This window comes from Anaerobiospirillum sp. NML120511 (assembly GCF_023050955.1).
GTDB lineage: Bacteria > Pseudomonadota > Gammaproteobacteria > Enterobacterales > Succinivibrionaceae > Anaerobiospirillum.
In genome coordinates, this window is the sequence record NZ_JALKIK010000024.1 from 26,327 (window position 1) to 38,561 (window position 12,235).

Annotated in this window: 6 protein-coding genes and 1 pseudogene; 4 read left to right on the forward strand and 3 right to left on the reverse strand. The window is 57.6% G+C overall.

Going from position 1 to position 12,235, the window contains the following annotated elements:
• Nucleotides 1–368 precede the first annotated feature (368 nt).
• The 3 genes from MXE39_RS07960 to speA form a co-directional block, all read right to left on the reverse strand.
• Entirely contained in the window at nt 369–1,061 is a 693-nt protein-coding gene (locus MXE39_RS07960) for an HAD family hydrolase (protein WP_246977116.1), read from the reverse strand.
• A 228-nt stretch (nt 1,062–1,289) separates the two neighbouring features.
• The gene (gene speB, locus MXE39_RS07965) at nt 1,290–2,240 is read right to left on the reverse strand and encodes an agmatinase (protein ID WP_246977115.1); all 951 of its coding nucleotides are present in this window, start codon (nt 2,238–2,240) and stop codon (nt 1,290–1,292) included.
• Nucleotides 2,237–4,120, reverse strand: coding sequence for a biosynthetic arginine decarboxylase (speA, locus tag MXE39_RS07970; protein ID WP_246977114.1), 1,884 nt, complete (start codon nt 4,118–4,120; stop codon nt 2,237–2,239). Before speA ends, speB begins: the two co-directional genes overlap by 4 nt.
• 1,234 nt (nt 4,121–5,354) lie before the next feature.
• On the opposite strand from speA, the gene apt reads away from it, so the two are divergent.
• The 4 genes and pseudogenes from apt (at nt 5,355) to MXE39_RS07985 (ending at nt 12,073) form a co-directional block, all read left to right on the forward strand.
• Nucleotides 5,355–5,933 carry an adenine phosphoribosyltransferase gene (gene apt, locus MXE39_RS07975; protein ID WP_247073926.1) on the forward strand — a complete coding sequence of 193 codons (579 nt, stop codon included), beginning with the start codon at nt 5,355–5,357 and terminating at the stop codon, nt 5,931–5,933.
• Between the two features lie 264 nt (nt 5,934–6,197).
• Nucleotides 6,198–6,989, forward strand: a pseudogene (gene dnaX, locus MXE39_RS13085) (DNA polymerase III subunit gamma/tau); the annotation flags it as partial.
• Between the two features lie 102 nt (nt 6,990–7,091).
• Complete coding sequence (locus tag MXE39_RS13090) at nt 7,092–7,421, forward strand: hypothetical protein (RefSeq protein WP_348647474.1); 330 nt, start codon at nt 7,092–7,094, stop codon at nt 7,419–7,421.
• A gap of 101 nt (nt 7,422–7,522) precedes the next feature.
• Entirely contained in the window at nt 7,523–12,073 is a 4,551-nt protein-coding gene (locus MXE39_RS07985) for a hypothetical protein (protein WP_246977112.1), read from the forward strand.
• The last annotated feature ends 162 nt before the right edge of the window (nt 12,074–12,235 follow it).

The window sequence follows — 12,235 nt, forward strand, 5'->3', positions numbered from 1 at the left end:
GCAGCAAGACTCAGCTCCGGGCAGACCAGGGCTGATCATGGCTTTTTTTGCCTGCATCTGAGAAGAAAAACTATCCCAACTTTCTCCCGGTTATCAGATGCAGATGCTGTGCAGTCTGTCACATTATGTCACAGCATAAATAAATTGGCCATAATTTAAGGGCCATGCCCCAAAAAGCACGCGCGACTGAAACTGTCAGCCAGATCCGCGCGTACTTATGTGCTTTGCCGGCGTATCTGGAGCCATGCCGACGGCCATGGCACGTCAGGCCAGGTCGGCGGGCATAGCACGTCCGGCCATGTAGGTCTCGTCATGGCACGTCATGCCCCGGGCAATGCTCATGGCCCTGGTGACGGTTGCTGACGGCGTCAGTCCTTGAGGCACAGGGCGCGCAGGTCAGCTGTGTCCCTGAGCATGAAGTGGGCAAACCAGTTTTCAGGATGGCCGCACTCGCGGGCTCCATAACCCCACAGGGCTGCAGCTGAGCGGGTGCGGGCCCGGTTGGCCGCTATGATGTCATTGAGGTGATCGCCAATATAGACAGCATCGTAAGGGCCGATATTCATCATGTTGAGGGCCTTTAAGACCGGCTCAGGGTGAGGCTTGCTGTTAGCTACGCTGTCGCAGCCCAGAACCACGCTCAAATCACTGTAAAAGCTGTAGTTTTTGAGCAGCTTCTCGGCCATTTCAATGTATTTGTTGGTAACCACGGCTATTTTGATATTTGCCTTCTTCATGTCATCGAGCAGGGCGGTCATGCCCTCAAAAGCTGTGGTGCGATCGTTGATATGGTCCATGTAGTACTGGGCAAAGTAAGAGCGCATGGCTCCTGAAATGTCAGCACTGGCGTGCTCATCCTCAGGTATGCCCAGCTTGAGCATTTCACGCATGCCTGCAGTTACTCTGGTGCGGGCCAGCTCTTCATCAAGGCTCTTATAGCCAAAGTGTTCCAGAGTGGCATTACAGGCGCCAATAATGTCCGGAGCTGTGTCCAGCAGAGTGCCATCGAGGTCAAAGATTACAGCACGCGGGTGCAGGCAGGGAATGGTTTTGTCAGTCACTTTACGGGCTCTTGATCAACAGGTGAAAACAAAGACAGACACAAAAAGGGAGGCGCCCGGCGCAGCCATGCCATAGTCAATGGCTGCTGCCGGACGGGGCGGCCCGCCATGGCCATGGCCAGGGGCCCAGCCTAAGGGCCTTGCCTCAGGGCCATGGCACTGAGCGATGGCCCTGAGCAGTGCCCCGGAGCCGGGGACGTGCCCTTGCCATGACGGGCTGCGGGCTTATCAGGCGCGCTTTGAGGCGTGCAGATAAAGCATGTCCAGGGCCAGGGTGGCGGCGGCCAGGGAGGTGATTTCGCCGTGGTCGTAGACAGGGGCGACCTCCATGACATCGTAGCCTACAATGTTGATGTTCTTAAGACCACGGATGATCTTGAGAATCCTGTCGGTGGACAGACCACCACACACTGGAGTGCCGGTGCCAGGGGCAAAGGCCGGATCAAGGCAGTCAATATCAAAGGTCAGATAGACAGGGTTGGAGCCTACAGTCTTTTCGATGGAGGCCACAATGTCCTCAACGCTCATGTCGTTGGCAAGGGCGCCGTGCAGTACGTTAAAGCCCAGGGACTTGTCATACTCGGTACGTATGCCTACCTGTACTGAATGCTCAGGGTCGATAAGACCTTCCATTGGTGCGTGGTAGAACATGGTGCCGTGGTCGGCATCTGAACCGTTGGAGTAGGTGTCAGAGTGGGCATCAAAGTGCAGCAGGGAGAGCTTGCCGCCGTCCTTGCAGAAGTGTCTGTGATGGGCACGCAGCAGTGGCAGGGTCACAAAGTGATCGCCGCCGAAAGTAAGGCAGGTCTTGCCGCTTTGCAGCAGCTTTAAGGTGTGGGTCTCAAGAGCGCTGGCCATGGAGCGGGCATCACCAAAGGAGTAGACAAGATCACCACAGTCGATGATGTTCAGACGGTCCTTGAGACAGAAATCCCATGGATAGCGGCAGTGTTCCCAGTCAAGCTGGGTGGAAATGGCACGTATTGCCTGAGGTCCAAAGCGTGATCCTGAGCGGCCTGAAGTGGCAATATCAAAAGGTACGCCGGTAATGGCCACGTCAGCAGTGGCCTCATAAGGATTAAAGACCAGAGGGCTGCGCAGGTAGCCAAAGCTGTTGGCTACCAGAGAGGTGTCTTCCTTATTGCCAAGGGTCTGGAAAATCTGCTGGCACTGACTCATGAAATCTGATCCTCCTCAAGGTAGGTATAGCCATACAGGCCGGTCTTAAAGTCATTGATGAACTGACGCTGCAGCTTCTCATCAAGACCACTGTCGCGTACTTCGCGGGTAAATTCGTTGAGCAGCTTTGACGGATCGAGCTGAACATACTGCAGCATGTCAGCTACGGTATCGCCCTCGTCACTGAGGCGCAGGCGCACTCTGCCATCTTCATTGACGTAAACATCAACAGCCTCGGTATCGCCAAAGAGATTGTGCATATTGCCCAGAATCTCCTGATAGGCTCCCACCATGAAAAAGCCTATATATGGCGGATTGTCCGAGTCATACTCAGGAAATGGCATGGTGTTGGACACATCATCTCCGTCCATATAGTGCTTGATGGCACCGTCTGAATCACAGGTGATATCAAGCAGTACGGCACGGCGGGTCATAGGCTGATTGAGAAATTCAAGCGGCATGACAGGGAAGAGCTGATCAATACCCCAGGCATCAGGCAGGGACTGGAAAAGCGAGAAGTTGACATAAAGCTTGTCAGCCATGCGCTCTTCAAGCTCATCAATGAGAATGCGGTGCGATTTGTTAAGCGGATCGAGCATTTTCCTGAGCTCAGAGCAGATAGAAAGGTACATCTGCTCAGCATAGGAACGATCCTCGAGGGAGTAGTCACCCACCACAAAGCCATGGTGCACGTCATTGAGATCAAGCTGACTGTCATGCAGCCACTCACGCAGGGAGCGGTGCTGCTTGCTCTCGTGCATGAGATTCCAGGTATTCCACATGGAGCGCAGTGGTCTTGGGGCATCGGCAGCAGGCTCCACCACATCTGGCAGCTGGCAGACACGCTCCACACCAATGACATTGGATACCAGCACGGTGTGATAGGCTGTAAGGGCACGGCCTGACTCGGTGATTACTGTAGGCTGAGGAATGTTGTGTTCCTTACAGGCATCACCAATGGCCCAGATAATGTTGTTGGCGTACTCACAAAGGCCGTAGTTGACCGAGGCGTCAGACTGGGAGCGGGTGCCTTCATAGTCCACACCAAGGCCGCCGCCCACGTCAAAGCAGTCAATAGGGGCGCCGAGCTTGACCAGCTCCACATAAAAACGGGCTGACTCACGTACACCATTGGCAATGTCACGGATATTGGACATCTGGGAGCCAAGGTGGAAGTGGATAAGCTGCAGGGAGTTGAGTTTGTCAGCATCCTTGAGCTCTTTTACCAGGTCGAGTACCTGAGTGGCGCTCAGTCCGAACTTGGACTTTTCACCACCTGATGCCTGCCACTTGCCTGAACCCTGAGAGGCCAGACGGGCACGGACACCAAGACGCGGGGTAACACCAAGACGCTCGGCTTCCTCAAGGGCAAGGCGCAGCTCGGAGAGTTTTTCAATAACGATGTAAACCTTATGGCCCAGCTTTTCGCCATTGAGAGCCATACGGATATACTCACGATCCTTGTAGCCATTGCAGACAATTACGCTGCGGGTGCGGCCGGCATGGGCCAGTACCACCATGAGCTCAGCCTTGGATCCGGCCTCAAGGCCAAGGGGCTCACCTGACTGGGTAAGGCTTTCAATTACACGGCGGTGCTGATTGACCTTGATAGGGAAAACCAGAAAGTAATCGCCCTTGTAGCCATAATTGTCACGGGCCTGACGGAAGGCGCGGTTAATGGAACGCACGCGGTGCGGGAGAATCTGCGGAAAGCAGAACAGGGCCGGCAGACGCTGGCCGCTCTTTTCACGTGAGGCTACCAGTTCAGCAAGGTCTACACGTGCCTCAGGGACATCAGGATCAGGACAGACCTCGACATGGCCCTTTTCATTAACCTCAAAGTAGCCATTGCCCCACCAGTCCACATTAAATACGCTCATGCCAAAAATCCTGTAATCAATCCACAGTCACAGCACCGCTGCCCCTGGCGGCTCACCTCAACCATTCCCCGGTCCACCGGGCTGCGGCCTGCGTGGCCACAGGCCTGGAGCCCAGGAGCCACAGGCCATAAGGCCCCGGCCCTTGCCATGCACCCGCCGGCCCGCCAGGCTTGGCAGGCTGCACAGGCTGAACAGGCAGCACATGCAGGACAGGCTGAGCAGGCAGCCCCGTGTGGCCCAGGACCAGATTCACAAGATTCTCATGGTCTCTGAGCGCTGGCTCAAGGGGAGGTGATAAGAATGCGAGGTGCGAAAAAGATCTGAGCTCAGGTAGCAGCAGTGTGTAACTGCAGTATCAATAAATACAAGCCAGAGCCGGCTTTCCCTGTTTCAGAGCTGAAAAAAGCCCAGGCCATCCGGAAATGCTTTTCCGGCCTCCTGAGCTGTTCCCGGCCATTAACCAAGGCTCTGCTAAGTGAGTCTGCCGCCGGTTACGTTACCGGTCACGGCGCTCAGGCTGATTGTGACAAATATTGCGTCCCATAACAAGACTTTATTGGCCCCAGCCTCATGCGCGCAGCCGCTATCAGCCTGCATACGGTCATGCAGCTCTCTGCCTTAAGTCCCTTGGGATGTCATACAGCAGCCGGCAGCTATGCAACGCACCAGCGTGCCCCAGAGCCTGCCGCAGGCCTTACCCTGTCAGCGCATTCGGGGAACGTGCAAGCTCAGACTCAAGGTCAGCTGCCCGTACCTGCACAGTGTCAGACGCAGAGGCAGCTCTATGAGCAGGTGCTGGCGCTGGCGTAAGGACTGCCGAAGTTGCAGGCGCAGGGGCAGCTTCATGAGCAGGTGCGGGCGCTGGCGCCATAGACCGGCAATCAGTCAGGCAGTGACCTGGCAGTGCCATGATTGCAGTCACGGGAAAAGTATCTATGTGGCCCGTCAATATGAGACTGAGGGCCATGCTTACTGTTCTAAAAGGACCATGGTAGGGGTATAATCGTGTTTTGCGCTCTGAAAAGAGCACTTTCCCGGTTTTATCAGGTTTATTTGCCGGCAACACAGCAGCTGCGCCTGTGATGGGGCGGCCGTCAGGGCAGGCTCAGAGGTCTCCCTGACGGCCTGAGAGGTTGCCCTGGCAGGGGCTGCGGTGACTGTCATGTTGCTGTGCCCTGCGGGCCTGAGTGGTTTTAACAACGGCGTCTGTCACATTACGAGGTTTGAGTTAAAGATGCATAATATTCTGCGTGGTCGTATCAGCGATTTTGACAATAAGATTGAGTACATGAAGTCGACCATTACCAGCATCCAGGATTACCCTGTTCCAGGCATCCTCTTTCGTGACATTACCACCCTGTGTGAAGATGCCCGCGCCTTTGGTCTGACCATTGACATGCTCTATGAGGCCTTTAAGGATGTCAAAATTGACAAGGTGCTGTCCTCAGAGGCCCGTGGCTTTGTCTTTGGCGCTCCTCTGGCTGCCCGTCTGGGTGCCGGCTTTGTCATGGTACGCAAGCCAGGCAAGCTGCCACGTGAGACCATGAAAGAAGAGTATCAGCTTGAGTACGGCACCAATGAGCTGCACATGCATGTTGATTCAGTCAAGGAAGGCGAGCGCGTGCTGTGCGTAGACGATCTGCTGGCCACCGGCGGTACCATTATTGCCACCATCAAACTGGCACAGCGAGCCGGCGCTCAGGTAGTGGGAGCCGCTTTTGTTATCGACTTGGTCGATCTGGGGGGCTGTGATAAAATCAAGGCCGAATGCGGCGTAGACAGCTTTGGCCTGCTTGATTTCCCAGGCCACTAGTCCCCGTCAGCGCCACCAGGCTCCGGCCGCCATGGCCGCCATGGCTACCGTGGCCACCCCGGACGGCCCCCTATGCCCTGCATAAACCAGGGCGGCGGCCGGGTGGCAAGAATCGCCTGTACCGGTGCAATTAAGCCCTGCCCAGGGCGCAGAAGATGCGCATGGCAGGGCCTGACATAATGAGACCCCAAGCCCGAAACAGTCTTAATCTGCTGTTTGGGGCTTGGGTTTTTCTGACTTTTATCACCAAGGATTTCTATGGCAATGCAATCAGAAGTTGAGTACCTGGCCCTGGCCCGTAAATACCGCCCTCAGAATTTTGAGGATGTGGTAGGACAGGAGCACGTCTTAAAGGCCCTGGCTCACTCTATTGACAGTGGCAAGACCCACCATGCCTATGTGTTTACCGGTACCCGTGGTATCGGCAAGACCACCATTGCCAGAATCTTTGCCAAAGCTCTGCAGTGTCAGGAGGGCGTAAGCTCTCACCCATGCGGCAAGTGTGAGGCCTGTGAGGGTATTACCGCCGGCGTTTTCCCTGATGTTATCGAAATCGACGCCGCCTCCCAGACCAAGGTGGACGATACCCGTCAGCTGCTGGAGAATACCCAGTACCCGCCTATTCACGCCCGCTACAAGATTTACATCATTGACGAAGTGCACATGCTCACTACCAGCAGCTTCAATGCTCTGCTCAAGACCCTTGAGGAGCCGCCTGCCTACGTCAAATTCATTCTGGCTACCACTGATCCGCACAAGATTCCTACCACTGTGCTCTCACGTTGTCTGCAGTTCCAGCTGCGTGCTCTGAACATGGATCAGATTCAGGGGCAGATCAGATCTGTCTGCGGCAAGGAAAACATTCCTTTTGAGGCCGAGGCCGTGCTGGCCATTGCCCGTGCCGCCCGTGGCTCCATGCGTGACGCCCTGTCTCTTTGCGACCAGGCTGTCGCCCTTGGCAATGGCAAACTTGAGACCGCCACTGTCTACTCCATGCTGGGCACAGCCGGTGATTCCTTTACCGGTGCCATACTGCAGATGCTGTGCGCTCCGTCTCAGGCCGCTGCAGCCAGTGCTGGCGCAGCCGCTGCCGACGCAGCAGCCGCTGCCGCAGGCGGCGAGGCTGCCCCGGCTGACAATGCTGCTGCAGCCGTGAACATGACCTTTGCCACTTTGCTCGAAGAGCTGCGCCAGAAGGCTCCAAATTACCGCTCACTGCTTGATGAGCTGGTCATTGCCTTTCATGACCTGGCCCTCTATCAGCTCATTGGCCGCACTGATCTGGAAGTCTTTTCCATCAACCGTCAGCTGCTTGAGCAGTATGCCCCTGTATTTACCCCTCAGCAGATTCAGCTTTACTATCAGATTGTGCTTGAGGGCGTTCAGGAGTATCAGTATGCCACCGATGGTCGCAGTGCTTTTGAGATGACACTGCTGCGTCTGCTGGCCTTTACCCCTGAAAAAAAAAACTCTGGCGCGGTGAATTAAACACAGTAGCCACCCCTTCTGTCTCATCCCTTATCTCTTCAGCAGCTCCGGGGGCTCAAGGCCTGACCGGCAGCTCAGCTGCGCCTTTTGATCCCACCTCCATGCTGGCAAGCGAACTGGGCGGTCTGATGCCCGGCTCTGCCAGAAATGCCTCAGCTGCCGCTATTGCCGCTCTTCATCAGGAGGCCGCTGCCATCAATGCCCAGGGCACCGCCAGCCCGGCTGCCGCTGCAGCCGCTGGCGCCGCTGCTGGCGTAGCCGGCGCTGCTGCCCCGGCCCCGTCCATTCGCCCTCTTGGTCAGGGCGATACCCGCATGTTGCTGCAGGCTATTACCAAAGGTCCTCAGGAGTGCGAGCGCTGCATTGACAGCCTGAGCGCTCAGCTGGGCTTTAACGTTCAGCAGCGCGAGGAAATCATCCGCCTGGCTCAGACTCTCAGTGCCAGTCAGGCCGTCGTGGCCTCAGCCCGTGCTTCCTTAAGTCAGGAGCAGCGTAATAACAGCAATCAGAAGCGCAATCTTGAGCAGCTGCAGCACAGCCTTGGAATAGACCCTGACAAAAACTCCAGCCAGCCGCGCAAGGACATAGGCAGTAATATCGGCTATTACCACGAGGGCCAGGGAGCCGAGGGCAGCCTGGGTGAAGGTCATACCCTGCCAACTCCGGCTCAGCGTGCCGCCCTGATAGCCTCCAATGCCCGCCTTGCCATGGAGCAGGCCGCTGCCGCTGCTTCCGCAGGCGCCACCGCAAGCTCCGCAGGCGCCGCCGCCGGCGACGCAGCCGATGACAGCGAGGCTCTTGCCTCTCTTGATCATGGCGCTGATGACTATGATGACCATGATGGTCAGGACGGCACCGGCCAGCCTGGCGGTAAGGCCATGGCCGGCAGCTTTGACGGCCGCAAGAAAATCGATACTACTTCACGCTTTGATTACAGCGATCAGGCCCGCGATCTGGAGACTATACACAAGGGCGGAGTAGGATTTAATACCCGTTATCTTGAGCTCAATGCTCATGCTGAGGATCCGGTCAGGGTCCAGCAGGAAATGGAGGAGCGCCGCCACTATACCGAGATGGCCGCCCGCGTGCTCGATTACTTTGTTGTGCTGGACAGCTCCCATGAGCGCAGCAACCAGACAGCCATTAAAAACAGCCGCGTCAAGGACACCAATGCCGAGCTGCTCAACCTCAGCAATGTCATCAGCGGCTTTAACACCATTAATGAAAACAGGGCCAACGGCCTGCCACCAGGCACGGGCCTGCCTCAGAGCACCCCGGCAGCACAGGGCGCCTCAGGCAGTGACCTGTCCATAAGCCCGGCCGCAGCCGCAGCCGGCACCGCCGCTGCCACAGCGGCCGCTGACAGCAGCGCCGATGACGCTGACGATTTTGTATTTGATCAGGTAGACCACCATGGTTATCAGGTAGGCAGTGAGCACCATCTGGGCGCTCAGTTTGCCGGATCCGTATCCCTTGAAAACAATGACGCCAGCAACCTTGGTTCCATAGAAGAGCTGCCATCAGGTCCGGCCCCGGCCGCTGACGCCACTGAGGATCAGGACCAGGCCGCCGCAGCCGGTCAGGCACAGCCAGCTGAGGCTGTTCAGGATGCTCAGGCTGCCGGGCAGTCAATTGCTGATGCCCAGGTGCACAGCAGTGAGTCTGCATCTGCAGCTGAAGCTGCAGCTGAAGCTCAGGCTGAGGTCGGCAGTGAGGCCACTCAGGCAGATGCCGGCGCTGATGCCGCTCTGGCAGAGGGTGATGGCGCCGCTGCTGATGCTTCTGCAGATGCTGCCAGCACAGCTGCAGACAGTGTTGCACCTGCAGCTGCAGGGGGCGAGGACGCCGGATCGTCCAAGGAAGATGCCCGCTCTGATGCTGAGGAGCAGCCTCATGGTGATGAGGTGGTCACTGCAGCAGCTGACAGTGGTGCCGCTTCCGGGGCTACCCTGGAGATCGCGGCCGGCTTTACACCTGTATCTCTGTCCTCAGGGTCTGAGGACAACCAGGCTGCTGCAGCTGCAGCTCCTGAGGTTAAGGCAAAGCGCACTGTTGCCCGTACCGATAATGCCCGCAAGGCCCTTGAGGGCATTGCCTCGAATCTTGCTGATGATGAGGGCTTTGATGAGCTGGACTCCTCTGTCGATGACATTATGGGTACCAGCTTTTCTGACCTGAGCATCAGTGAGCCACCAGCAGCTCAATTAGGTGAGATTACTCCGGTATCATCAGCCCCGGAAATTACTCCAAATGCTGAGGGCGCTGCGCTCCATGGGACAGCCTCCGACGCTGACGACGGCGGAGCTCTGAGTGCAGCGGCAAAATCAGATAAGCAGGCTGCCTTACAGGCTGTGACTGATGTCGCCGCTGCAGCAGCTGCATCAGCAGGCGTGCAGGGGGCAGCTGCCACCGTACCTGACAGCGACTTGCCACCATGGCACATGGGTGATTCAGACAGCCGTACTCTGCTTAAGGATCAGAACGCATGGCAAAAGAGCGCAGCCATAGCGGCAGCGGCAAAAGAGGGCAAGAGCACCCGTCCGTCAGCTGATCTGTCCGGTGGCAGTGCGCTGTCAGCTGAGGTTATGGCCGAGGTTAAGCCTGTTTCTCTGAGCCTTGCGGCCGCAGCTGCCGAGGCTGCTGACGAGGACGACGACCTGATGCCTGCGCCAGCAGTGAGCGCAGCCGCTCCAGCACCTGGTGCTCAAGATGCCGCTGCAGCCGCAGCGGCTGTCACCCCGGCAGCGGACGCCATGGCTGATGCCGCTGGAGATCTGACCGACGGGGCTGGTGGCCATGATCATGCCGAGGGCGGCAGCAGCGGCTTTGATACCGCAGCGGCGCAGCAGTCAGGCGCCTCCATGGACATCGCAGCTCAGGCTCAGGATAAGAGCATTGTTAATCCTGAAAGTGGCGTACTGCGTGCCGATGGCAAGGCTGATGTTTCAGCTGAGGATGCCAGAGCTCAGCAGTCCGCTGCTCTGCTCAGCAGCCTTGCTGCCAGGGCCAGCCATACTCACAACAAAGAAGAGCAGCAGGCTCTGGCTCAGTCCATGGGCAAGGCAGCTCTTGATACCCTTGGCTTCCTTGAGGCCAAAATCGCCAAAAACATCGAGCTTACTGGCGCCAATACCGGTCCATCTCCATGGGAGCTGATGGGCCGCAGCCAGGTAATTGCCATTGATGACACTGAGATCAAGGTGCACAGGCCAAAGCTTGAAAAGCTTACCCGCATGAGTGATAACAACTTCCTCATGGCAGGAGGTGAAAAGAGCGAAGAGTCAGCAGAGAGCTGCATTTTCAAGGGCACACTGGTAAATGCCTGGGGCAAGACTCTGCCTGATGAGGGCACCACAGCCCTGATGGCTGTAATGATGGCCAAAATCCAGGAAGCCAAAGCCCGCAAGGAGCAATCTGATCAGGCCTTTAAGGATTTTGCTGCCCGCATTGCCAGCACCGGCAGAAGCATTGAGGCCACCTCTGACCCTGAGCTCATGCCGCTCAGTCTGCTGCGCCTGATGTCCGGCACCAGCGCCGCCCTCAATGAGATTTATCAGCGCCGTTGCGCTGCCGAACAGCCTGCAGCGCCTGTCCCGGCAGCCGCGCAGCCAGTTGTCGGCCAGATGCCACAGGCTGCCCCTGCAGGCATGCCGCCTCAGGGGGCGCCTGCGGCTCGTCCGGCCCAGGCCATGGGCCAGGCTCAGACCATGGGCCAGCCACCGGCCCAGGCTCGGGCCATGGGCCAGCCAGCCGGTATGTCACCGGTGGGCCGCCCGTCAGGTCAGCCACCTGTGGGCATGCCGCCTGCCGGGCATCCGGCTGCCATGCCTCCTGCAGGCATGCCTCAGGGTGGACAACAGGGTGGCCCAGGCCGTGGTCCTGGTGGCAGGGTCATGGAGCCGCCAGCTGATTACGTCAGTCATTTTGAAGACAGGTATGAAGATGAAGGCTATGCCCCGCCACCTGATGTCATGATGGACTATGGCAGCTTTGATGATGGCGAGGGCTATGACGGCTATATGAGTCAGGGCAGCAACCTTGCTGCTGATATGGCCTTAAATCAGGATCCTGAGTTTGTTCAGGCTGTTCCTGTAGAGGGTACCGATACCGTAATCAGTACCGCTGTGGGCATGGCCGGATCAGGTGAGCTGCCAGGCTGGCGTCGCAGTGTGGATGATGACTATCTTGATGTCATTGGCCGTGATGATGAGTGGTATGCCCTTATTGTCAAAGCCTATCCCCAGCATGGCCTTGAGTACTCAACTCTGGTACGCTCGGCCCGACGCATTGACAGCAGTGATCCGTCCCTGTGGCATATGGTCATTTCGCGCAATGACGAGTTCTCTACTCTGGGTGAGGCCATTTTGCCGAAGATTGAGCAAAGGCTCTCCGAGGTCCATGGCTCGCCGATACGCCTTGATGTGGTAACCGAGGACAATGTTCCCCGTGATGCCCCGGCCGTAAAGTCCTACTATGCCCATCAGGAGGACATAGCCCGCGCCCGTCAGAGCTGCTACAAGATTCGTGGTCTGGGCGCGCTGCTGCGCGACCTTGGTGAGGATCTTGCCAATACCGGTATTGAGCTCTACCAGAAAGTGCAGCCGGCCCCGGCTCAGGCACAGGCAGCGCTTGAAGGCGCAGCCCGGCCTTAGGCTCTGCCATGACCATAAAACAAAGCCCCGCATCAGCGGGGCTCTTTATTTTGCGGCAGCGGGGCCGTCCATCACAGGCCAGGTCGCTCCCGGACCAGCCCCATGCTTTGCCCCGGTGCCCGGGCCCGGTCACCGGGGCAAAGCCCATGGACATGCGGCCTT

Excerpts from the sequence above, each read along its gene's own strand:
- MXE39_RS07985 (WP_246977112.1), top strand. The coding sequence starts at position 7,523 with ATGCTGGCAAGCGAACTGGGCGGTCTGATGCCCGGCTCTGCCAGAAAT.
- speB (WP_246977115.1), bottom strand. The coding sequence starts at position 2,240 with ATGAGTCAGTGCCAGCAGATTTTCCAGACCCTTGGCAATAAGGAAGAC.
- speA (WP_246977114.1), bottom strand. The coding sequence starts at position 4,120 with ATGAGCGTATTTAATGTGGACTGGTGGGGCAATGGCTACTTTGAGGTT.
- apt (WP_247073926.1), top strand. The coding sequence starts at position 5,355 with ATGCATAATATTCTGCGTGGTCGTATCAGCGATTTTGACAATAAGATT.
- MXE39_RS13090 (WP_348647474.1), top strand. The coding sequence starts at position 7,092 with ATGACCTTTGCCACTTTGCTCGAAGAGCTGCGCCAGAAGGCTCCAAAT.